This window comes from Rhodopirellula sp. SH410 (assembly GCF_055811895.1).
Genome location: NZ_CM147949.1, coordinates 6,538,339 through 6,562,526, shown reverse-complemented (window position 1 = coordinate 6,562,526; position 24,188 = coordinate 6,538,339). Strand labels below are relative to the sequence as shown.

General features: G+C 60.0%; 15 protein-coding genes. 6 read left to right on the top strand and 9 right to left on the bottom strand.

From position 1 onward, the window contains the following. Positions 1 to 108 precede the first annotated feature (108 nt). Together SH410x_RS23960 and SH410x_RS23955 are read left to right on the top strand one after the other, a co-directional pair. Complete coding sequence (locus tag SH410x_RS23960) at positions 109 to 504, top strand: GxxExxY protein (RefSeq protein WP_473671443.1); 396 nt, start codon at positions 109 to 111, stop codon at positions 502 to 504. A 162-nt stretch (positions 505 to 666) separates the two neighbouring features. Continuing rightward, positions 667 to 2,544 carry a prepilin-type N-terminal cleavage/methylation domain-containing protein gene (locus SH410x_RS23955; protein WP_473671442.1) on the top strand — a complete coding sequence of 626 codons (1,878 nt, stop codon included), beginning with the start codon at positions 667 to 669 and terminating at the stop codon, positions 2,542 to 2,544. Between the two features lie 208 nt (positions 2,545 to 2,752). Here SH410x_RS23955 and SH410x_RS23950 read toward each other — a convergent pair whose 3' ends face one another. The 5 genes from SH410x_RS23950 to SH410x_RS23930 form a co-directional block, all read right to left on the bottom strand. Further along, a complete protein-coding gene (locus tag SH410x_RS23950) occupies positions 2,753 to 3,955 on the bottom strand; it encodes a vWA domain-containing protein (protein ID WP_473671440.1) in 1,203 nt (400 codons plus the stop codon). Between the two features lie 113 nt (positions 3,956 to 4,068). Continuing rightward, positions 4,069 to 5,598: a hypothetical protein gene (locus tag SH410x_RS23945; protein ID WP_473671438.1), complete on the bottom strand. Its 1,530-nt coding sequence runs from the start codon at positions 5,596 to 5,598 to the stop codon at positions 4,069 to 4,071. Further along, entirely contained in the window at positions 5,595 to 7,718 is a 2,124-nt protein-coding gene (locus tag SH410x_RS23940; RefSeq protein ID WP_473671436.1) for a hypothetical protein, read from the bottom strand. The genes SH410x_RS23945 and SH410x_RS23940 overlap by 4 nt, the downstream gene beginning before the upstream one ends. A gap of 446 nt (positions 7,719 to 8,164) precedes the next feature. After that, the gene (locus tag SH410x_RS23935) at positions 8,165 to 9,133 is read right to left on the bottom strand and encodes a triphosphoribosyl-dephospho-CoA synthase (RefSeq protein ID WP_473671435.1); all 969 of its coding nucleotides are present in this window, start codon (positions 9,131 to 9,133) and stop codon (positions 8,165 to 8,167) included. Continuing rightward, positions 9,130 to 10,092 (bottom strand): alpha/beta fold hydrolase, encoded by a 963-nt coding sequence (locus SH410x_RS23930; protein WP_473671433.1) that lies wholly within the window; start codon positions 10,090 to 10,092, stop codon positions 9,130 to 9,132. Before SH410x_RS23930 ends, SH410x_RS23935 begins: the two co-directional genes overlap by 4 nt. A gap of 129 nt (positions 10,093 to 10,221) precedes the next feature. Between SH410x_RS23930 and SH410x_RS23925 the strand changes: the two genes are divergently transcribed. Both SH410x_RS23925 and SH410x_RS23920 read left to right on the top strand, forming a co-directional pair. Continuing rightward, positions 10,222 to 10,767 carry a hypothetical protein gene (locus SH410x_RS23925; RefSeq protein WP_473671432.1) on the top strand — a complete coding sequence of 182 codons (546 nt, stop codon included), beginning with the start codon at positions 10,222 to 10,224 and terminating at the stop codon, positions 10,765 to 10,767. Between the two features lie 139 nt (positions 10,768 to 10,906). After that, positions 10,907 to 13,360, top strand: a complete 2,454-nt coding sequence (locus tag SH410x_RS23920) for a sodium-translocating pyrophosphatase (RefSeq protein WP_473671430.1) — start codon at positions 10,907 to 10,909, stop codon at positions 13,358 to 13,360. A 14-nt stretch (positions 13,361 to 13,374) separates the two neighbouring features. Here the strand turns inward: SH410x_RS23920 and SH410x_RS23915 are convergent, their stop codons facing one another. The 3 genes from SH410x_RS23915 to SH410x_RS23905 are packed head-to-tail and all read right to left on the bottom strand — an operon-like array spanning position 13,375 to position 18,625. After that, on the bottom strand, positions 13,375 to 16,917 hold the full coding sequence (locus SH410x_RS23915) for a hypothetical protein (RefSeq protein WP_473671428.1): 3,543 nt from the start codon (positions 16,915 to 16,917) through the stop codon (positions 13,375 to 13,377). Further along, the gene (locus SH410x_RS23910; RefSeq protein ID WP_473677387.1) at positions 16,917 to 17,450 is read right to left on the bottom strand and encodes a KdsC family phosphatase; all 534 of its coding nucleotides are present in this window, start codon (positions 17,448 to 17,450) and stop codon (positions 16,917 to 16,919) included. Before SH410x_RS23910 ends, SH410x_RS23915 begins: the two co-directional genes overlap by 1 nt. Before the next feature lie 26 nt (positions 17,451 to 17,476). Beyond that, on the bottom strand, positions 17,477 to 18,625 hold the full coding sequence (locus SH410x_RS23905; protein ID WP_473671426.1) for a KpsF/GutQ family sugar-phosphate isomerase: 1,149 nt from the start codon (positions 18,623 to 18,625) through the stop codon (positions 17,477 to 17,479). Positions 18,626 to 18,948: 323 nt separating this feature from the next. Here SH410x_RS23905 and SH410x_RS23900 point away from each other — a divergent pair, with 323 nt between their 5' ends. Further along, positions 18,949 to 21,297, top strand: a complete 2,349-nt coding sequence (locus SH410x_RS23900; protein WP_473671424.1) for an ADP-ribosylation factor-directed GTPase activating protein isoform b — start codon at positions 18,949 to 18,951, stop codon at positions 21,295 to 21,297. 81 nt (positions 21,298 to 21,378) lie between these two features. Here the strand turns inward: SH410x_RS23900 and SH410x_RS23895 are convergent, their stop codons facing one another. Further along, entirely contained in the window at positions 21,379 to 22,326 is a 948-nt protein-coding gene (locus SH410x_RS23895) for a hypothetical protein (RefSeq protein ID WP_473671422.1), read from the bottom strand. Between the two features lie 110 nt (positions 22,327 to 22,436). Here SH410x_RS23895 and polX point away from each other — a divergent pair, with 110 nt between their 5' ends. Then, positions 22,437 to 24,179: a DNA polymerase/3'-5' exonuclease PolX gene (gene polX, locus SH410x_RS23890; protein ID WP_473671420.1), complete on the top strand. Its 1,743-nt coding sequence runs from the start codon at positions 22,437 to 22,439 to the stop codon at positions 24,177 to 24,179. Positions 24,180 to 24,188: the final 9 nt, after the last annotated feature.

The window sequence follows — 24,188 nt, the reverse complement described above, 5'->3', positions numbered from 1 at the left end:
ACCTCCACTGACTCACACTAACCGAACTCAGCATTTGGCTTTGATTAGTGTGCGATTAGAGAAGATTAGTGTTCCAAAACTTTTTTCTCGAACCGCACTGAAATATTCATGTTCAAGCAGGAAGGTTACGACTTAATGGGGGCCGCATTCGAAGTTTATAACGAACTTGGCTATGGCATGGCTGAAGAAATATATCAACAGAGTTTGGAGATCGAACTTGGACTTCGCAGGATTAGTTTCGTCGCTCAGGTTGAACTGGATGTCTTTTTCAAAAAAGTTCTCCTGACCGCCAAGTATCGACCTGACCTACTCGTCTTCGGAGAGATCGTTGTAGAACTGAAATCCTTGAAGGAACTCATCTCAGATCATGAAGCCCAATTATTCAACTACATGCGTATCGCCAAGAAGCGTGTGGGCTACCTGATCAATTATGGCAGGAAGGGAGACTTGGAATGGAAACGATTTGTCTTGGATGACTTGCACGAAAGAACGCATGTGTTTTGAACACTAATCTTCGCTAATCGCACACTAATCTTTTTTTCCGGGGCGTTGCCCTGGGTATTTTTCACCGCAGAAACTCCCTCGCTCCCGACCCTCGCCTCCACGAAGCGGGAGGGAGAGGGGGGATACATTTCACTGTTTAATCGTCAACACCGACTGATTTTTATGTCGCACTTCTTAAACTCATTTCGTCGCACTGACCGCACGACTACCAATCAGGGTTTCACTCTGATCGAGATGCTCATTGCCATGGCGATCACGCTGATCATGATGGCAGCGATGGCGCGTGCGTTTGCGTTCGTGGGCGAGCGGGTACGAGATAGTCGTGGGAACGTTTCCTTGTCGAGTGAACTGCGCGATGTCACGACGCGGCTCAATGATGAACTGCGGAACTGTACCGTGTCGCTCAAGCCCGTGACGGGCGATGATCCTGAGCCCAACGGGTATTTTGAATACTACGAAGGCCCGATGACGGACGCGACATCGACGATCATGGGACGCTATAGCACCACGATCGAAGAAGGTTCAACGGTTGCTCAAGACAGTCGATTTGGTGACCTCGACGACTACCTCGCCTTCACGGCCATCGCGCCTCCGGGAGCGTGGTTTACCGGCCAAGTGCCTGCGTACATGCTTAATGCCGCACTCGACCCCACCACTGGTTCCACAACAGAAGTCGCTGCCAAGACACCCGTCGTGATTCGCTCGCGATACGCCGAAATCGTGTACTTCGTGAATCCGGAACGCAACGCGACGAGTGGTGAGGCGATCGATGTCGACGGCGATCACATGCCGGACCGGTTGATGCTGTACCGCCGCGTGTTGCTGATTCGACCTGATTTGAACCTGAGCACCGGTGGAACCTTATTACAAATGACAGCGGGATCAAACTGGTTGACGGGGATGACCGAGGTTGGCGGGGTGCATCAGGTTGCCGATCTTTCCGTCCGCCGACAGCTCAATGCCAATGGCTCACCCTCGACGAGTGTGGTTGCGAATTCACTCGCTGATCTTGCCAAACCGCACAACCGGTTCGCGCACGTTCGCGTCCCGTGGGCCACTGTGAGTGGATGGGCGAACGCCGGCGGTGGATCAACCGATTACTCGATGCCGGTACTGGCGCTCGAAGATTTGGAATCCAATGGTTTGTTGTTGACGGACAATTCCTCTCCTCCAACCTATCGACCGCCGCCACGTGACGTCGGTACTGCCGCTACCGCTTCCGTGGTCACCCCTTTGCGAATGAGCGGATTTCTCAATCGTAAATTCGTACTGTCGGGTGATCGTAGCGGCGAAGATGTGGTTGCCAGCAACGTGCGTGCGCTCGACGTGCAGATCTTCGATCCGACCGCTGCATTCTATCTTTCGTCCACCGGTTTAGTTGTTGGCCCCAGCGATGCCGGATATCGCGATGTTTTGAACGACACCGCAACTGCCGTTCCGGGCGGTGGATTCGTTGATTTGGCGTACCCCGTACTCGCCGGCGGTGCCACTCGAGGCTGGGAAACGCTGACGACGTCGACGTTCCCTGGCGCGGGGAATCATTCGGTTCCGGCTGCCCTGCATGGCAACCTCAGTAACATTCAGTCTCAATTCTCCGGATTGAAATTCGCATCGGGAGCCACCACACTCCCCACCGCCACATCGGAGAGGACCTACAGCAACTCGCTGTTGAAATCGGGCCGAGCGGTGATTCTCAATAATCGCATCACGTTATTCCAGCCCGCGTTTGATACCTACACCTCGTCGTATGAGCGGGACGGGTTTTATCAGGATCGACGCTATAACGGAACCTTGTTCCAGGGCACCAAGTGGAATCTTTACAACGCAGGCGATGCAGGCATCACGGACTTGGCGGCAAACGGGATCGATACCGCATCGGCATTGTTCCCGGGCGAATTCGGCGTCGATGACGCGAGCGAGCGAGAGACGTCGGCTCCGTTTACGCAGACACCGCGGGCAATCCGTGTGACGGTGCGATTGGAAAACGTGGGCACGCGGCAACTTCGACAGATGTCCGTGGTCCACAGTGATTCGCTCTGAGTCCGCGACGATCTCAAGGCCGCTTCCCACCACCCATCGATCCCGCCTCCCCTTCTCCCTTCCTTCCGGTGGTGTTCGCTGCGCTCAAACCACCGGCTACTGTCTACCATCCCTGCGGGATAAAAACTGCGCAAGCCCAAAGTGCGACAACCGCAAAGAATTAGCAGCCCATCGGCTAATTCCAGAGGGAAACTTCTGCGCAGGTGCTCTACTTCTCGACTTCAAAACCGGACGCTTCCAATTGGACTTCGACGGCTTCGGAGAAGGCGTCCCCGAGGGTCGCTTCGCCTGGAGTTGCAGGCTGTTGGGCTCGCTCGGCTTGGACGTATGCTTGACGCTCGCGGCTGGCCTCGGCCAGTTTCTGTTTGATTTCAGCTCGTTTTTGGGACATCGCTTTGATCCGGTCGAGCCGCTGCTCGGGGGTTAGATCCTGTAGTTCTGCAGGGAGTTCTTCCGTCTTCAGCTTGGCGATGGCGGCCGCGTCGTCTTCGTAGGTATCGACCAAGTCACGGCCGACGTTGCGGTACACGGAACTGGATTTCACTGCCGCTCGGCTGCTCAATCCGCTGCCGGCGTTGGTGTCCTGGCGAGCTTGATTGGACGCGTAGGCCCGTCGCTGTTGGGCACCCCCGTACCACAGATAGGTTTGATTGAGCGCGGCATTGAGCTCGATGATGATTTTGTCTTGGGGGGCGCGGATATGGACGACTTTTTCGTCTTGATTGATGTTCAGGAATTTTCCTTCGGCGAGCGAGGCGCCCGCCTGCCAATGCCCCCGCACGCCTTGGTCGTAATTTCCGCAGTGGATGGTGTTGACGACGACGCCTTCGCCGATCGCTTTCTTGCAGGCGGCATGGAAATCGACAGGACCTTGATCGAAGGGTTCGTTCCCTGCGATGAAGATGGCTTGATAGGCATTCGGTTCACCACTCCAGTCGAGCCGCTTGATCGCTTCGTTGATCACCGCGCCGCAGTATTCGTCGCCACCCGATGTCGTCAGGGCAAAAAGAGCTTCGGAGACCTTGTCGAGATCATCGGTGAGCGGGACGACTTGGCGAATGTAGTCTTCCGCAGCGGGCAGGTTGGAGTTGCCATATTCGAAAATCGAGACCCGTAACTGCGGTGTCTTGCCAGCCTTCTTCGCTTTGGCGAATTGCTGCACGATATTCCACAGCTGATTTTTGGCTTGATTGATCAGCCCGTCCATCGAGTTGGATGTGTCGAGCAGAATTGCCACATCGACGGCCGGCCGATCACCCGTGAACGGGGCTTTCTCGCCTGGCGACGGATCGCCACTGGCCGTGGGAGTTGTTTGGATGGTGATCTTGACGTCTTGGCCGGACGCGGTACCGGACAGATGGGTCGTGATGGCCAGGCTGAGCAGAGCTGGCAGGACGAGGAGACGGTTCATGAGATTTTCCTGAGCGAGAAGAAGAAGAGAGGGCAGTGCCGTACTCCTATTATTAACGATCCAGGGAGCGGTTTATTTGGAAAAATCCCTTAGAAACTTTGAAACCGCTGTGCTCAGCGACTGAATTCGACCTGATAACCACCACGATTGTCGGCTCGCTGATAGCGACCGGTCTCCCCGGGAGCGTCGTGGATCCGGAATAACAACCAGGATGGACGATCAATTTGGATCGTCTGGGTGGCCGCGAATGGGGCGTTGGAGTCGCCATCGGTCGAGACAACACGGCTTGTGAAGGGGGTTTGGATATCCAGGTCGGCCACCTCTTTGGTCCTCCCGGACGGGATTGGCAGCACGCAGACTTGCAATTGTCCGATCGGATATCCACGATGACGATGCACGGTAATCCCGGCGGGGGTGCTGAGCCAATCGCGAGGTGCAACGGTCTCATCGGCGGTGGCTTGTAAATTTTCCTTGCCGACGATGACGCACTGGCCGCTGGCACGCAGTTGCAGCGTCCCTGCGGGGAACCAGAAACCGGCCGATTGCCAGCCCCGCTCGGCGGGGATAGTGAGGGTGTGATTTTGCCCATCGTAGCGAGGGTCATCCGTGGACAGATTCACGCGGTAACGAGCTCGTTCGAACCCGAACTCCAGATCGTTGAGCCACAGCTGCCACCGCGCCTGGAGAGCAGGCCATTGGCCGCTAATTTCACGAAAAAATTGGGTCGTGAACGCGGGTGATGAATCGCGTCCCTGTCGGGCGGCGTTGAGATAGGCGTCCCGAGTGTCGTCGTAGGCCGTCAGCATCATCGCCGCCGCCCAACACCATGTGTAGGTTTCGACGTCACCGTTCAGATCCGTCGGTAGTTTCAGAACGCTGGCGAGGGTCGGCAGTTCACCGGCTTCGCGGCGCTGGGCCACGACACGGTATCGGCCCCAGATGGGTGACTCATCAGCCGTCTGCGGTAGCTCGTTGATGCGAAATTCCTGCGTGGACTGAGCGAGCAGACCGTTTTCCCCGCCGGAGTCTAAATCGTGCTGGGTGCGATCGCGGTGGGTGGCGAGTAACTCGGCCGTGCCTTCGCTGTACCAGCTCGGCCCACTGCCGCTGAACAGAGTGAAGGCGAGTGAGTGGACGCCTTCGTGCAGGATGAGATGACGGTTGTAATAGGCGGTCGATTGATCGTGAACCCAGATCGCATCGGGGGTGGCGAAGCCGTTTTTGAATGGCGGCAGAGAATCCGGCAACTCGCCACTGCGACGAAATGCGTCGGCATCTCGCATCAGATAACCGTCGATCTTCCAGTTGTCGGCCGCATGGGCGCTCAGCCCCCAGAACGCCAGCCACTGGGGGACGGCGGCATCAAAGGAGTCAACTAAGTCGGCGAGCAATACGGGGTCGTTGACATCGCTGGTCAATCGCAAGTGCACACCCTCGCGGACGAGCGGCTCGGCGGCGTGGGCGGGTGCGGAGTAGGCACTGAAGAACAGCAGGCAGGCAATCCGTAGGATGTGACCATGGTCTCGCCGGCGAAGGATCGAGGACTGCGTCGTCTTCGCACGACTCGCTCGGGAGGATGGTCCCCCGTTACGAGGTTGCGGATTCTCGCATCGCTCCACGATTCTGGCGGCAGGCGTGCTCATAACGCGAGGGCCTGTTCAGCGATTTCGCGGTATCGTGAGCGGTCGATGGGGCTGAGTGGGGGCAGGTGTTGACGGCTACGACTCTCTCGCAAAATATCATACAAGCCCGCGATGGAGCGTGGTCGAACCAGTTCGCTGATCAATCCGGCCCGGAGTGACTCGTTCCCCCAGCGTCGCTCGCCCACCCAGCTCAAATCGAGCGGCTCGCGACCGGTGTGGTCGACGTCCAGGTCGCCATAGAGCAATTCGCGATGCGTGATGCCTGGAATGTTCTCGATCCCGCCGATCACGCCAAACCGGTCCGGCTTGATCGCTGCGGCATCGGCATGGGCTTGCAGTTCGCCTTCGTTCAGACCGGACAGATCTTCTTCGGGCTCGAATGCCTCGGTGACGCGTGGTGGTGGATCAGAATAGATCACGATGGGCACGTCGCGTGCGACACGAATGCGGCGGACGACATCGATCATTTCGATGGCCGACGCGTCCGTCGGCTGGCGTTTACTGAGAATCAAACGCATGTCTTCACCCTGTGCGGCGGCAACCTGCAGTCCCGCGACGCTTGATACGAACTGCGCGTCGAGTCCGGCCTGATTGATCAGCATCTCCAGTTCGGCGACCACCTCAGGGCGATTTTCCAGCACGATGGCAGTCGCCCGGCTGGGCAAAACGCTCATCTGTTCCCAGCGGCTGAGAACGCGGTTGCTGCCCGCGTAGGGCTGAGAAGGAGCCAGGCGAGCGATTGCCGCGGCGGCCTCGTAGCGGACCGCGGCGCTGGCGTCATCGACGGCGAGCACCAAGGGTGAGACGTCGCCACCGTCGGCGACCAACCAGGACATCGTCGAGATGTTTTCGTGCGGTGAGATCATTCGCAACCATCCCAGCATGGCGGGGGCGTTGTCGGACTCGCTCGCAGAACTCAGGGCATCCAAAACGAAGTCGGCTTCCGACAGACCTTGCATGGTCGCCAAAGCGGGCGCGAGCAGATCACGGCGAAATGCGGCGACCTGTTCCGCGTCGCCCCAGTCGGGGTCGGCGACGACGGTGTAGGCCAGCGTCGCATTGAGCTGCGCGGTGACACTGCGGACGTCATTGTCACCGACGGCGACCAAGCGGGCTGCCGCATCGGCTGCATTGCGAAATTTCAGCATCCAGTCGGGGATGCGTTGCGCCAGCACGCCGTCGAGTTGGGGATTCATCCTCCATACTTCGCTCCGTCCAAAATCACGCATACCAAAATTAGCGAGTCTCGTGTCCTGGGCGAGTTGGGCGCGGAGTAATTCGATCACCGCTTCGCGGGAGGGGCGGGGGCGATTGCTGTTTGTAAAGACGTTCGCTGCGAGCGACGCGGCATCATCGGAAGTCGGATCGCCCGGTGTGCCACGGTACAAGGCGGTCAGCACGTCGGTCATCGACGGGCTCTTTTCGATCGATCCGCGTGGTGCCAATCGAATCAGCGCCGCCAGGGCGCCGGCGCGAGCAGCCTCGTTTCCGTACAATGCAATGCGCCGGAGAGCGTTCACTCCGGACGGTTCATCGATCTGCAGCATCGCCCGCAGCCATTTGTCCCGTTTGCTCGCATCGTTCGTCGTGACGATGGCATGGACGAGTGCCGCCGTGGAGGCGTTGCCACCCGAAAAGAGTGTGCGGATCGCCGGTAGGGTTTGGTCGGCATCTTGCAGCGTCATCGCCTGCACGGCTTTGGCGAGCCGGTCAGGTGACACCAGGTTTTTGTGATGCAGTTCAAACAATCCGTCGAGGGCCACGACGGACGGTGGTGAAATATTCTCGTTGGTGGCAATCCGAAGACGCTCCGCTCCCGTGATCTGCTCGGCGACTTGGATCTTCTGTTGGTCGTTGAACCTGCGAGCTGCGATCGAGCTGAGGAGCTGCTCGACGCCCTCGAACTGTCCCATCCGGGTCAGGGCGGAGATCGACCTGCCCAAATCCGTAGGACTGCGTTGGGCGCGGAGAATCGTCTGCTCAACCGCCGGATCCCGAGGTTGAATCATCCGTTCGACGACGCGCGGGGTGAGCGGTTCTTGGGCCTGCAGGCCAGCGGGCGCGAGGACCGCCGCGAGCACGACAGTGGCTTGGGAAAACCGGGCGATGACGGAACTCATGAAAGATACGTAGCTAGAGAAAATGGATCGATCTGTCCTATTTTAACCCGTAGCCTGGCCGAGGAGAACAATTGATCGGCAAAGAGAGCGGACAAGCTGGAGTGATCGCAGCGGTCGGTGGGGTTGTGCGGATCCGAACAACGATCCGTCTACCGTCGAACAACGCGAGGGGCGTCGATTTGATCACGGATGATTGGCTCAATCGGCGGGTTTGAGCACCAAGAGGGCGTTCGTAAGGCATCTGACAGCATCGTCCCGGCGGGGATTTCGGGCATGCGAACCATGAATATCGGATGAGCCTGAGTATCGCCCCCGAACAGCCCTGCGGGCGTATTGATTTCATGAGCCGAGTCGCGTGAGCCGGCCGGGGGGCTCGCGTTGTCCGGTGCCTGACAGCATGGGGCTCCGCCAGGGCTGGTCGAACTTCGCCTCAATCAACAGGCGAACTAAGAAATCGTGTTACGACGCAGCAGCACGTAGAGTGCGGCGGCGATGAGGTCGGCGGTCGCACCCGGGTTGAGCCGGTTGCCGTCCGCACGCAGGGCGGTGTCGAGCCGCTGGATGCTCGCGATGCTGTCTCCCCGCTGGTCCCGCACTGCCAAGCATTCCTTCGCCAGGCCTGCGACGCGGTCCGATTCGGCTGGCCCGCATTTCCTCGCGATCAAACTGTCTCCATCCTCGGCAATCAGTGCGATATGGGCCCACACGATCCCGCTGAGCACGTCACCGGTTTTGGCCACCCAGTGGTGGAGGGTGGGAACCACATGTTCAAACAGATCGCGATAGCCGTTGGCGTACTGCACCGCGATTCGGTCACGCGATGCCGCCAACCGCATGGCCGCCATGATGTCGTACGAATCCATGTGTTTTCGAGTCACGTCGAGCGGATGATCGGTGCCGAGCGATTCATCGGACAACCCACCGGCGTTGGCGCCGGCGATGGCCGCAGCGATCAAGGCTCCTTGTTGGTCGTCCAAATGATCGAGCAGGTCCGCGGCCCGCGATTGCCATGCTGACCAACGCTGCTCAAGGAGACCCTGGGGGGCGAGATCCCGTGTCGGTTCACTGACAATCAAGGGGGCGAGCAAGAGCACGATGCCCAAGTTGACGTTGGTGCCGGTCGCAAGCACGGAGGCGGCGACGGCCGAACGAATGGCCGCCCCAACTTGGCCGGCGTCGTTGAGTTCGCTGAGTCCCTCGGCCGCCGCATCGGCGGCGGCGACAAAATGGCTGTAATTCAGATCATGAAAATGCGCGGCCGGATGCACGTTGCCGACCTTGGGCGCGGTCGCTTCGAGCACGCAGGCCATGCGGATCGCCGCGGCGCGGTGCGGCGCGGCGGCCGACAGTAACCGCCAAATGTCATGGGCTGGATCGGCCTCATCGTCTGGCAGGACGGGTTCAGACGCGCTCATGTGGCGGCCTGCCCGGTCAGACCCAGTGGCGATAGGAATGACTCGATGATCGCCAGTGTTTCCTCCGGTGAATCCTCCATCACGTAATGCCCTGTCGTCGCCAGTTCGCTGACGCGGGCGTGCGGCCAGACCTGTTCGAAACGTCGCAAGCATTCCGGGCGGAAGCACCAGTCTTGCATCCCCCAGATCAATTGGATCGGCAGGTTTGAAAAATCGGGTAAATTCGCTTCGAGCTCTGCGAGCACCGCGAAAGTGGGATGACTCCGGTGCAACGGGATGTCTCGAACAAAGCGGTCGATCGCGACCCGGTTGGCCCAATTGTTGTATGGGGCGAGCAAACCACGGGTAGCGTTCGCGGACAGTTTCGTGCGTGACATCGTCATCGTCGTGGCGGCGCGGGCGAACAGGTTCAGTCCACGCACGGCGGGCGTGCCCACGATCGGCCAGCGGCAAGCGGCGATGCGGCGGGGCATGTACGGCGGTGGAAAGGCAGCGGTGTTCAGTAGGGTGATTCCCGCCAGACGCTCGCGGCGCTCGTGGACGGCCGACAACCCGATGGCGCCACCCCAATCGTGGGCGAGCAGCACGATGTTTTGGAGATCGAGTTCATCGATCAGGCGGATCAAGTTGTCGCGGTGCGCCGCCATGGTGTAAGGAAATTCGCTCACCGGTGGTTTGTCACTCCGCCCGCACCCGAGATGATCGACTGCCACGACACGGCAGCGCGGAGAAAATCGCTCGATCACGCGGCGGTAATAAAAACTCCAGGTCGGATTGCCATGGACACACAGGATTGTCGGAACCGTCTCGTCGCCCGCCCCTGGCGACTGGTCGGCGCCTCCTGGCGCCTCGTCGATATACCGCAGTGTGTGGCGGCCGAGGCGTAACTCACCCGAGCGATAGGGGAACAAATCCTTGGCGAGCGACGCGGGTTCCTGCTCGTGGGCTTCCGTTTTCAAGGGTTTGTCATCTGTGAAGGTGATGGGAATGTGACTCTCCAGGGCCGCAAACCTACCTATCGACCGCGCCGTCTGCAATAATACGGAAACGAACCGCCACCTCTTCGCCACTCTAACTGGGACACGAATATGAAGACTCGATCCGTGAATACTCCTGCGGCCATCACGCGAGGTGGCCCATTACTCGCCATTCTGCTGGGAATCGCAACCGCTGTGCCCGCCTTCGCCCAATCGCCGGGGAAAACAAATTCACCGGAAAAACCTGGGGTGGTGGAGAACGCCCAGGGAGGTTCGCCAAGCGATCGCCGCGTGAGGTTGTCGCGATACTTGACGGGGGCCACGTTTACGGGCGCGTTCACCGTCGACGGCCACGAAGACGGCGCTGCCAAGGCGGAGTCGTACACGATCACGTCCTGTGAGCCGCTGGCGGAGAAGGATCGCTACCGTATGAAGGTCAAGATTCGCTACGGCGACGTCGACGGTGAATTCCCGATGGATCTCGACATCTTATGGGCTGGCTCGACCCCGGTCATCACGCTCGATGCGATGGCGATCCCAGGGCTGGGGACATTTTCGGCACGTGTTCTGATTCACAGCGGACGCTACGCAGGCACTTGGCAGCATGGCGCCAAAGGTGGCCATTTGTATGGCAAAATCACAGCGGCTGAGAAGTAGCGAGTTTTTGTGGTAGTGGATCTTGTCAAAGATCCTGCTGCATGAGGATCTTTGACAAGATCCACTACCGCCAACCCCATTAGATCGGTCTCGGTTGGGACAGTGATCCCATCCCACCACCTTTTCGAGAGAGCTCATCATGGACGCTATTCTGGTTTGGTTGATGGCGACGTTCGCTTCGGTTTTGTCGTTGGTGTGGGCGTGGCGGTTCCATCGGGAGATGATGTTGGCCGACGAGGGTACCGAGCCGATGTGTTCGATCGCCGAGAGTGTTCGCATGGGCGCCGCAGCCTACCTCCATCAGCAGAACAAGGTTGTGGCGGTCGTATTTCTGTTGGTGACGGCACTGTTGGCCGTCGCGGCACTGTGGCTCAATGTGCTGTCGGTGTTCACGCCGATCGCATTTTTAACGGGCGGTCTGTTCAGCGGATTGTGCGGATGGTTTGGCATGAAGACGGCGACGCAGGCGAGCAGTCGCACGGCCGCGGGGGTGCGTGAGTCGCTCGACACCGGGCTGCGGATCGCTTTCCGCAGCGGAGCGGTGATGGGGCTGACGGTGGTCGGCATGGGGCTGCTCTATCTCTGTCTGTGGTTCGGAATCCTGTACTATTTGGTCCCGGTTTTCGGTGGTGAAGAAGCTCGGCTGAGTTTGCGTCAGATCTCCATCACGATGCTCACTTTCGGGATGGGGGCGAGCGCCCAGGCGTTGTTTGCACGCGTGGGTGGAGGGATTTTTACCAAGGCCGCCGACGTCGGCGCGGATCTCGTCGGCAAGGTGGAACAGAGTCTGGCGGAAGATTCGCCCCGCAATCCCGCCACGATTGCCGACAACGTGGGTGATAACGTCGGTGACGTAGCGGGAATGGGAGCGGACCTGTACGAGTCCTACACCGGTTCCATCCTTGCTGCGTCGGCGCTCGGTGTCGCCGCGATGAGCCAGGACGGAGTGCTGGCGGAGGGGGACGACGCCGTCGCGGCGCAGTTGCATGCGATGTTGCTGCCGCTGGCGATCGCGGCGGTTGGCATCGCCTGCTCGATCGCGGGTGTCTATGCCGTCAAGACAGGCGAGTCGCTGTCACAGAAATCATTGTTAAAGGCACTCGCTCGAGGCATCAATCGTTCGTCTCTGTTGGTCGCGATCGGGGCGGTCTTGCTCGCGATGTGGTTGATGCCGCGGGTCCCTGGCACGATGCTGTTCGGTATCGTGCCCGGCATCGCGGTGAGCGTGGTCGTCGGGTTGATGGCGGGTTGGATGATCGGTTGGTGGACCCAGCGGGTGACCAGCGACGAATACGCGACGACTCAGCACCTGGCGGCGCAGGCGGAGACCGGTCCTGCGACGATTATCATCGGTGGTGTTGCCGATGGCATGATGAGCGTGTGGTTGCCGGTCGTGATCGTTTCAGCGGCGATGTTGTTAGCGTTTGGATTCGCCAACGGCGGTGACTTCAACGATATCAGCCGGTTTTCACTTGGTCTGTACGGCGTCGGCATTGCCGCGGTGGGCATGCTCAGCACACTGGGCATCACGTTGGCGACGGATGCCTACGGACCGATCGCTGACAATGCGGGCGGCAATGCCGAGATGGCGGGATTGGATCCGATTGTTCGCGAGCGAACCGATGCGCTCGACAGTCTCGGCAATACCACGGCCGCGACGGGAAAGGGATTCGCGATCGGCTCGGCAGCGTTGACCGCCCTGGCATTGCTAGCCGCCTACATCGAGGGCGTACGAGACGGCTTTGACCGTTGGGGGCGTGATGTTGCATCCCAAGTCTCCGGGGACGGCAACTTTAAAATCAATGAGCATTTGCTGATTGAGAAGACACCCGATGGCACGCAGACATATTTGATCCTACCGGGTGGTCAACAAACGGCACAGCAACAAGCGGAATGGCAGGAAATTGGGGCGTGGCAGTCCATCGACGACGGTGTCATGAGTTCGATGGTCGTGGACGTTCGTGTGGACGTCGCCAAGGCATCCCTGCAAGACTTCCTGCATTACTTCGACACGACGTTGATGAACCCGCGAGTGCTCGTCGGCATCTTCTTGGGGGCGATGAGCGCGTTCGTATTCTGTGCGATGACGATGCGCTCGGTCGGCCGGGCGGCTGAGGGCATGGTTCTCGAAGTGCGCAGACAGTTCCTCGAAAACCCTGGCATCCTCGATGGTACGGTCACCCCCGACTATCAGCGACCGATCGAAATCAGTACCAAAGCGGCCCAGCGTGAGATGATCCTACCGAGCCTATTGGGATTACTGCTGCCGATCGCGGCCGGGTTGATACTCGGTGTCGGCGGTGTGCTGGGGTTGTTGACGGGCTGTTTGACCAGCGGATTTTGTTTGGCCGTGTTCATGGCCAACAGCGGCGGGATGTGGGACAACGCCAAGAAGTATGTCGAAGCCGGACACCATGGCGGCAAAGGCAGTGTCGCCCATAAGGCCGCGGTGGTGGGCGATACCGTGGGCGATCCATTCAAAGACACCAGCGGCCCGAGTCTGAACATCCTGATCAAATTGATGAGTATGGTCAGTGTCGTCGTCGCGGGGCTGATCGTTCGCTATTCGTTAGTCGCCTACGAGATTTTTTGATGCTGGTGTGGTGGTCAGCGTTTGGTGGGGAAGTCGGACGGTCGCAAGCCCGTGCTCAGGCCCTCGACTTGAGATGATACGATTTTGAGGGGATCGAGTCGCAGGGTTATGCTGCGGATCGCGGCATCGGCGACGGGACGACCGTTCATATCGGTTTGCCGGAATCTCGCCGGGCGTCCGGGCACGCCAACGATGGTGACCAGATCCTTGGCGACGGCGTATCCACAGCGGTCCGCTGTCGCTTCGGACAGCCCCTTTTCGGTGCGGGTGCGAAAGAGAATCCCGCCGGCCGCTTGAACTTCCAATGCCATGTTCGATTGGGAGTCGCGAGCGGTTTCGGCGAACCGTGATTGCCGCACGGCCACCGTCGGATCGACGGCCAAACGCAATTGATCGCAGTCGAGCGTCAACTCATCTTCGTCGAGCAAATCCATCTCGCCTGCGTCGAAGCGAGTGTTGAAATCGGGGACAATTTTCCGGCCAATTCGCACGCCGCGATCGAACGTGAGTGACCGGGCAACGAGGTCGCCGCGCATACCGTCTTGATAGATCAAATGGACACCCGTGATGGAGGGTGCCCGTGGAGGTGTGGTCGCGGCGAGATTGAGCTGACTGCCGGGCATCCGTTCGTCCTCAATCATCCCCTCGTTATAGACGGCTGCTCCGGCGTAGCCGCTGTGATTGGCCGCCGCAACGTCCGCAGTATCAGGCTGGGGAGGCGGTGTTCGGAACCATCCGCGGTAGGATCCTGCCCCCGGCGCAACGATATGCCCCTGGAGTGGCGAAGGGGTCGCTTGATCCGTTGATGCTCCGGGTGCGGTTTGGCCGGGGAACCAGGTCAGCTCGGATACCACCATCTCGTGCCGTGACTCGCGGACGCCGTCGTCGGCGTAACGTTCCACATGAAGTTCGACAGGATTTTCGGATGTTTGTCGTAGCGAGATCTGCGACAGATGAGTCGCCCGGAAAGTTCCTGGCGCTCGCAAGTCGACGGGGGTTTCGAGCGTGAAGGTCAGTTCATCACCGAGCATTTTCAATTCGCTCGGTTGACGTCCCTGGGCGATCGCGGCTTGCAGGAGCACGCCACCGTTGAGCGTCGCAACGCGTCCATCGAACGTCATCGAGCCTCCGAACTGCCCGCGTGGACTCTGGGTCCAACGTGTCGCAGAGGCGGGATCAGCCGCGTCTCGGTTCGAATTGCCGCCGCTACCGGCGATACCCTTACCGAGTGCGGGTAGGAACGCGGTGGGAACGACAAACTCACCCGCCGAGGGGATCCAGATGTAATTGTCATGCGGCCGCACCTGAATCTCGGGGCCGACAAAGTAGCCATCGCCGAGTTCGAGTCTCGCGGGGACTTCCGTGCGGCTGCCCAGCTGCAGCACATCACCACTGCCGCCGCTGTCACGCAATCTCAATTGGTCGCCGGTCATCACCGCTGTCATCGTCTCGCCCGTCCGAGCGTCTGCAGCGCCCGCCGCGGAGCGAGTTGATCCCTGTTGGCGCAGAAGCAACGAATGGGTGACTTCCACGTTCCCGACGACGCTCAAGTCGGTGGCGGTCAATTGGCCGTCCCCAAAGGTCAGTTTGGCAGTGACTTGGTCACCGCGAATGGTCGCCGGGGGTGTGTCTGGTTTGGGCTTCGCATTTGTCTTGGCGACATCGCCAACGGTCCCATCCGGAGCTGGGGAGGGTTGGCTGACCCAGTTTCGTATCGAGGAGGCTTCCGCGGCATCGGCTGAGGTGTCGGGCGCGGCGTCGGGCGGCACCGCTCGCTGCTCGAAAAATAGGTTCATTTGGGGAGTGCTTGCGTGCAGTGATCGTGAGCGCACACGCACGTTACCAATCGCCGCAAAGCGATCGGGGAACCAGCTTTGGTCAAGGTTTGCCGAACTCCCCGGCTGGCCTGCTGAGGTTTGTGATATCGGTGTGCTCGTTGGCGTGGTGGGTTTGATCACGCCTTCAATGCGATCGGTTTCAAACGATCCACCATCGGCCAAGAGGCTACGGATCGCTCCTTCGCACCACACACCGAATCGGACGTTCATGTCGTCGGTGGTCGCAACGTCCAACGGTGCCACCCGCAAACTGTCACGCCAAGAGAATGATTGAAAGACCGAATCGGCGGCAACGTAGTTCACCTGCCCGCCGCCGTCGACTTCGACCGAACCGAGCTGTTGAGGTACCTTGGGATCGAACCGATAGACGATTTGAGAGAGCGATGCGTGCATATCGCCGCGGCGAATCCGCACCACCGAGTCACTGTCTGAGCCTGGCGAGGCGGCGCCCCGCTGGCCGGCGGCCAAGGCGGGATTGGGTCGTGAGCGAGCGACGAGCCAGCCCTGCAGCGGGTCAAAGAGGATTTCACCCGCCGTGAGGTCCAACTGTTGCGAGCCCATCGACAATCGCAGGGGGGTGCCGGTGGCTTCCAGGCGATCGATCCAGTCCAAAGCGGTCGCCCGCTCGCGGCTGGAGTTGAGTGGATCTCGCAGCGTCAAGCGAAGCGTGTTGCACTGAAACTGATCCAGGTCTGCCATCGTCTCGGCAGATGGTGTGGCCCCGTTGGTGGAGATGTCCGTGGCGGCGCGGTATGCCGAGTGAGCGGGCTCGCCGCCGGGTGTTCGATGGACCAGGCGCACATTGCGATCGAGCAAGAGTTGGTCCATTGCGAAGTCATACTCGATCCGCCCGTCGCAGTGAACTTCCACCACGCCGCGGTCTTCCTCCTCGCCGGGCGATTGGGGGTCGCTGGAGCTTCCCAGTGGCAGGGTGAGTTCACGCAAATAGATGAGTTCCATGCGGTCGAGCGAGCGGGCGAGACTCGACTTGGACGTGGGGCTGCCTTGGGAGGCGGCGAGATGCAATGTCAGGTCGCGACCGACCATGACGGCACGGCCCACGTGCATCTCAATCGCTTCGGTTGTCCAGATTTTTCGCCGATCGATGCCGACGTTCGCGGTGCGGATATCCAGCGTTTGGTCATCGTTGTCAGCTGGCGTTGACTTGTTCAGGTGATAGGCGGACGCGCCGTCTGCCGGCGATGTCGGATCGGCCTGCGCCAACATCTGCGCGGCTGTTTCGGATGACCTGACGCGTTGGATATGCACGTCTCCCAGTAATTGGCCGCGCTGAATCGTGGGTGCCACGCCGCTCATGACGTCCAGTGCGGCGCTGAATTCGATGACCGCGCCCTCGGCAGCTTCGATCAGAATCGGTTCACGCGATTCGTCAGCGGACAGCCCGCGTCCAATCACCATCGTGATCGGCCACAGTCGCCATTTCTTGCCCCCATCACGCTCGTCTTTGTTCTGTTCCCAGTTTTGAAATAGGAGCATGCCGTCTTGAGTCTTGAGACGGATGGCCCGACCACGCTGCCAGGCATCGGGGGGATAGAGATCGGCCAGCGATTCATCATTATCCGTCAGGGGTCGACGAGCGATCGGTGCGTGCTCGACCACAGGCGGCTCGAGCCACTTGGATGCCGTGAAATGATAGCCGCCTGCGGCGGCAACGATCACGAGAAGACCGGTGAGATAATCGCGAAAAGAACTCGCCATCACTCCTCTTTCGTCAAGTGTTCGTGCCACCGATCACCACCGCGCAGCAGACGTTCGATCAGTTCTCGCAGCGCACCTTCGCCACCGCGGGCGCGCAGAGTCCAATGGGCTGCCTCTCGCACGTCGGTTACGGCATCGTCGGGCGCCGCTGCCAAGCCGACACGCCGCATCACATTCATGTCCGGCAAGTCATCGCCGATATAACAAACCTGGTCGGGACGAACACCCATCGTTTGCATCATCGATGTTGCTACGGACCATTTGTCACTCACGCCTTGCCCGACGTGCTCGATGCCCAGTTCGGCGGCGCGGTGATCGACCAGTGAGCTGGAGCGAGCCGTGATGATTCCAAAGTGAAATCCACTTCGCATCCATAGTTTGATGCCCAGCCCATCACGCGCATGAAACGACTTGGATTCACGACACGAGCCGTGCTCGTCGGCGAGGTACGTGATCCGGCCATCGGTCATGACGCCATCGACGTCGGACAAAATGCAGGTGATTTCAGCGGCAATTTCAGCGTCGCTACGCAGCCGTTGGGGAGTCGGTATGGTGGGGCTCACGTGGCGGGCGACTCATGTTGGGTGGGGTGCAGGGGCAGGATCGACGAAGCGACGTCGGCCGTAGCGACGTCGGCCGTGGCGACGTCGCCGGCGGCGATCAGGTCGGTGATGTCAATCATCCCGAGTGGACGCCCCTCTGCGTTGACGACCGGCAGCTCGCTGATGTGCCGCTCCGACAGGATCGCGACCGCTTCGGAAAGCGGTCGGCCGCTGCGAATGACGACTGGCGTGCGAATCATGACCTCATGGATCGCCCGGTCGAGACTGTTCTCTTGTCGGCGCTGCAGCAACTTGACTAAGTCGCTATCGGTAAAGATGCCGGTCAGATGTTGGTCCGCGTTGACCAACAGCACTGCACCGCTGCGCCGCTCGGGGGTTTTCCCCGCAATCGCATCGCGGACGAGCAAGTGATCTCGAGAGAGACGGCATTCGTGTAAGCCACGCATCACGTCATCGACGCAGCAGAGCTTGCGGCCGAGCGCGCCGCCAGGATGATATTTCGCGAAATCGGCTGGGCCAAATCCACGCAGGCGTGAAGCGAGCAGGGCGATCGAGTCACCGATGGCCAGCATCACCGCTGTCGTGGTGGTCGGTGCCAATCCGTGAGGGCAGGCTTCGCGGTGGCGGCCCATCGGAACAACAATGTCAGCGAGTTCGGCCAGCGGATTGGTTTCGTCCGCCGTGATCGCAACCAGCCCAGCGGCTTGGGTCTTGAGGTATTCGCATGCCCGGACGACTTCTTCGCTGCGTCCCGAATTCGAAAAAGCAATCACCCAATCGTTTGCTTGCACGCGGCCCAAGTCACCGTGGACGGCTTCACTGGGATGTAGGAAGTGGGATGGGGAACCGGTGCTGGCCAGGGTCGCCACGACTTTCTGTGCGATCCAGCCGGCCTTGCCCACGCCCGTTAAGACGACGGAACCTGCGCACGTCGCCACCCGTTGCGCAGCCTCAGCGGCGGCGGACGACGCAAACACGGTTGCCTCGCGAATGGCTCGGGATTCGCACATCATCGTGTCGCGAATGATCCGCACCTGTTCAACCTGCGACAACGAACCGGAGGCATCCTGCGAGGGTGCAAACGTGTCGGGATCGGGTTGAGCGTCTACACGCGATGGTTTCGGTTGGGGCGACACGGCAAGCATCCATGCGGAACGTGCGAATTTGCTTCGCGCAGGCGGCGAAGAGAACCAGTGGGGAAGCTACTCCAACGGAGAGATCGGTTGCAAGACGAACCCAGACGAGTCCGTCTCCGTTCCCCACTTTCCCCAAGTTACGATTTGTCTTTGACAGAGCGTATCGGTGGAATGTTGATGGGGTATGGACCTCTATCGGCTGACAGGTTGTTGTTGGATCAGGCAAACCCCATCGCATCCAAAGATGCCTCCGGGAGCGAACATTCGGGTGAATTTATCCACGCAGCGATCCGATAGGTACGGTAGAACCCGTTGTCTCCGGAGAAGTCGTTGTGCCAGTACTTTACCCATCCTGCCAAACCGCTGTCTGTAGCCCTCGTCGCCGAAGGTTGGCGCTGTGGTTGATGATGGGATGCACGTCACCGACGCTGCTCGGTACGGCCCTGCCATGCGCTGCGGAGGAAGTGTCGCGGGCAACGAGTCCGGCTGACGGCGGAGTCGTCGAGATCAAAGTGCCGACGTTCCGGCCCACGCCCACGGTGCATTCGGTGCTGGGGTTACTGCCTGGGGAATACAACAATCCCGTGGGCACCTCGATTCAGTTGCTGCCGCCCGAACCGGCCGTCACGAAAGTCGCCGACAGCGTGTTGCCCGCGCCCCAAGCAGCGGCCCGCGCCCCCGTCGCGGCGGCGGTCGCCCAACCGACTCCGCCACCGATTCTGGTGACGCGGGAAATTGCGAAACTCGGGGAGCCACAGCGGAGTTGGCAGGCGCGTGTGCCAGCGTTCCAACCGCCGACACAAACGGCCAATCTTCAGCCCGCCACGCCCGCCGACGAAGCGATTTCACTGTCGCCAGCGACTTCGAACGCGACCACGGATACTCCCGAAACGGCGGTGGTCGAGCAGCAACTCGCCGGACAAGAGGCTGTCCTGACAGCGAGTCGGCGTGGGTTTCCCGCGTGGATCGAGCCCGCCGAAACGACCGCTGTGGACGAAGTGACGACCTCCGTTGAGGTCATTGACGATCAACCCGATCGATCCCAGGACGCGTGGCGACCTCGCGGCGAAGCGTCACAGCCACAACCGCTGCGAGATCCGCTGCCGGAGTTGGCACCGCCTCAAAAAAGCCCTGTCAAGAGCGAGGTCGTCCCGCCGCGCGAAACAACGGTCGGCAGTGGGCTGCCGAAATTATCACCCGTGCAAGAGATGCCTCCACTGGAGAATATTCCTGCATGGACGGTGAAAACCGAGCAGCTGCCCGCACTCGATGAACTGCCCGATCAGCCCGACACCGAGATCCTCGAGATACCGCTGGAAAGCAAGACAAACGCTCACGAAGGCAACAATGAAGGTGACGCGGCGGGACCCGCCGAGGTCGATGGGTGGGACGGCACAACGCTTCACGAGACGAAAGACGCCGGAGATGCCCCCTCGGACCTGTCGTCAGTCGACGTCGAGCCGCTCGTCATCGAGCCGATCGAAATCGAACCGCTCGATCCGCTTCAACCCGCTCAAGACACCGCAGATCTACGCGACGTCCAAGACGGCACCAGCAAGACAATCGAGAGTCTGTACGGATCCAAAGACGCGGCCGCGAAACCCTCGATGGGCGAGCACACCCTGCGTGACGCGACGGGGCGGGCGAAATCGCATGCTGGCATGGGCGCCGTGGCCCAACTCGATCCTGCGATCGCTCGGCTGCAACAACCCATTTTGCAAACACTCCGCAGTTTCCACGCTCGAACCGAGCAGGCCGATGCGCGGAGCAACTGGGGCATGATGCATGCGATCATGATCTACGGTACCGACACGCGTATCATCGCCCGCCGCCGAAACTATAGCGCAATCGCCTGGATGGCGGGCAATAATGTCTGCCGCGGCAATCGTTTGATGACGACCGAGCGAGGCCAAATCAAGGTTCGCGAAGGCACGGGACTGCAAGGACACCAGGCCCAGTGGCTGGCGACCTTATCGCTCGCGAGTGTGCCGGCTAACTATCCGTTGTACGCTGAGAACAAACGGTTCACGATTGAGGATCTCGTGCAGGTCGAGGCTGCCGCATGCGAAGACGGCAAAGAACTCACCTTCACTTTGATCGGACTGGCCCATTACCTCGATACCAATGCCACCTGGGAAGGTGTCGGGGGCGAAACCTGGGACTTTGAACGGTTGATCGCTGCGGAATTGGATCAACCCATCGTGGGGGCTGCGTGCGGGGGGACGCATCGCTTGATGAGCTTTGCCCACGCACTGCGGAAACGTCGCCTCGAGGGGAAACCGGTCGACGGTCAATGGAAACGCGCCGAGAAGTTCCTTGACGATTTCGTCGAGTACACCTACACGCTGCAAAACCGAGACGGTTCCTTCAGTACCGACTGGTTTGAATCACCCCAGGACAACGGTGATCTGTCACGCAAGGTTCAAACGACCGGACATATCCTCGAGTTTTTGCTGACGCACTTGCCCGATGAAGAGATTGTCAACGATCGGGTGGTCTCGGCAGTACGTTACCTGACCGCAGCGATGCGGCGAGTGGACCTGGATGATGCTGGCGTTGGCTATCGCGCACACGCGTTACGTTCCTTAGCGATGTTTCACCAACGTGTTTACGGGACCGCTCCGGTCTATCCGCCTGGTCAAATGGCCTTCGGCCAACACCGCAATCAACATCACCGTTGAGGTCGGCGCTGATCGCTCAGCGCAATCGATTGGCAGAGTGTCGGCGAGATGGGGTCGGCGAGCTTCGTTACTGTCTTCTCGCTAGGAGACCGGCCGCAATTGCTCGAGCGGTACGTACCAGCGGGTGTACCGCCCGCCGTCGCTGAAACGCTCTCCCTTGGGGTCGATCACCAGCACGGTCGCCCGGCGCGTGATACGGTTGACGCGTCCGAAGACCTTCGCCCCATTGCTGTTAAAGCAGACCATGTCACCCACGCGAATATTAAACTTCGCCGCTGCTCGTTCACGCTGAGTGATGAGGTCGTGTTGATAGTCGGTGTGAGCGAAGAATGCATTGGCGATGCCTTGGAATCGAGACTGGGAGCAGTTGCCGGTGTTCCAGATCAGCATTTCGATCAGATGAGTCATCTCATGCTCGGCAACCCGCTGCATCGCTTCGAGGCGATCGCGACATTTGCGACCCGTTACGGTTACCGGGCGGTTGACGTCCTCAAAGGTTTGGAACAGCAGCGTTGACGACAAAATCAATTCAAACGTTCGCGGCGCGTTTTTGTGGCCTTGGGGATAGTGGGTGACGAGTTTGCCCGCGGCGCTCGTCATCCGCGAGGAAAACTTGAAATCGAGCCCTTCGGATTTCGCGACAGGCAACACACGGGATTCAAAAAATGCTTCGTCCATCAAGTGAATCAATCGAACCAGGTCATCGCGTCCGACACGGCGGAAGTTGGGTCGGTCGATCGCCCGGCTCAGACGCAACATCTCCGCGTGGATTCTTGCTTGCTCGGCATGAATTTTATCGCGGCTCGGTTGGTTCTGGCGAATCCAGACCGCAAGTCCAGTGAGCGCCGTCGGGTCTCGTGGACGCACCGCGGGTGGTTGCTGAGAGGGGTTCACCGGCGCAGGGACCGACGTCCGCCCCACCAATGCCGGCGACGACGGACCGGCCCCATCGTGAACGTACTTGCCTGTCGACTCCGAAACTTGGCCACCGACAGGACGCTTGCGACGTCGACGAGGAATTGCTGTCATGTGTTAACATCCATTGAGAAGCCTACTCCTTTTCCGATGCTCCGATTAGGCCTACTAGTCTACCCGATTCTCAAGCTCTCAGTCTCCCTTTCCTTTGAGGATGCTTTCTGATGGACAATTCCGCGATCGCGGCCGTTTTTGAGGAACTCGCCGAACTGCTCGAGTTTCGCGGCGAAAATCCGTTTCGTATCCGCGCCTACCAGAACGGCGCCCGGGCGATCCGTGACCTCGACGAACCGATCGCACAAATTGCGGCGGACCCGGATCGGGATCTCGCCAGTCTGGCAGGGATCGGCAAAACACTCGCTGAAAAGATCGGCACACTACTTCAGACGGGGTCGCTGCCGCAATTGATCGAATTGCGACAGGCCGTTCCCGAAGTGGTGATTGCGATGGCACGCATCCCAGGCTTGGGTGCGAAAAAAGCGAGTAAACTGCACGCGGAGTTGGAGCTGAACTCGCTCGATGATCTGGCCGCTGCGTGTCACGCGGGGAAGGTCGCGTCGATCAAAGGTTTCGGCAAAAAAACCGAGAGCACGATCCTCGATGGGCTCGCGATCGCCAAAGCCGCCTCCGAACGAATTTACTGGGCCTCGGCAGACAACATCGCCTACGAGCTCGGCGAACACATGCGGGGATGCAAGGGGATCTCGCAAATGCAGTGGGCCGGCAGCTACCGTCGCGGGCGCGAGACGGTGGGCGATCTGGATCTTTTGGCTGTGGCCGGTGATCGCAATGCCGTGATGGATCACTTCGAAGCCTACCCGAGACGCGTCTCCACGATCATGCGCGGGGATACGAAAATCTCGATCCGACTCGCCAAAGCCTTCCAAGTCGACATGCGTTTGGTCGAAGCCGAACAGTTCGGCGCCGCCCTGCAGTACTTCACCGGCAGCCAAGCACACAATATCCATGTGCGCCGGATCGCCAAAGAACGCGGGTTAAAGATCAACGAATACGGCGTCTTTCGAATCGACGATGAGACCTGTGTCGCGGGGGCCACCGAAGAGGACGTGTACGCGGCGATTGGTCTGCCAGTCTTTGCACCGGAGTTGCGTGAGGATCGGCAGGAATTCGTGTGGGCTGAGAAAAACGAGTTGCCCGATTTGATCGAGCTGGAGGACATTCGCGGTGACTTGCACATGCACACCTCCGCCACCGATGGCCAGAATACCATCCGCGAAATGGCCGATGCCGCGATCCAACGCGGCTTGCAGTACATCGCGATCACCGACCACAGCCAACGGGTGAGCGTGGCACGCGGACTCTCCGGCGATCAATTGCTCGAGCAATGGAAGATTGTCGGCGAGATTCGAGCGGAATACGAAGGACGGCTTACGATCCTCCGCGGCATCGAATGCGATATTTTGGAAGCCGGCGGAATGGACTTGCCCGACGACGTGCTCAGCCAAGCGGACTGGGTTCTCGCGAGCGTGCATTTCGGGCAAAAGCAACCACGAGATCAGATCACCGACCGCATCCTCGGAGCGATCGAAAACCCGCACGTCGATTGCGTGGCGCACCCCACGGGACGATTAATCAACCGCCGCGAAGCCTACGATGTCGACATGGACGCTGTCATGCAGGCGGCTGTGCAGCATGGAAAGTTTCTCGAACTCAATGCGAATCCCGCGCGGCTGGACCTCAACGACACCCATCTCGCCGCAGCCAAGCGGATGGGCATCCCCATCGTCATCAATACCGACGCACACAACGTCGAGGGTCTCGATGTGATGCGGTTCGGTATCCTGCAAGCCCGCCGGGGCGGCCTGACGGCTGGTGACGTCGCCAACACCCTCGACTTCGCCAGTTTCGAGAGCCTGCGGAACGGCCCATCGGGCCATGCGAGATAGCTCGCCAAC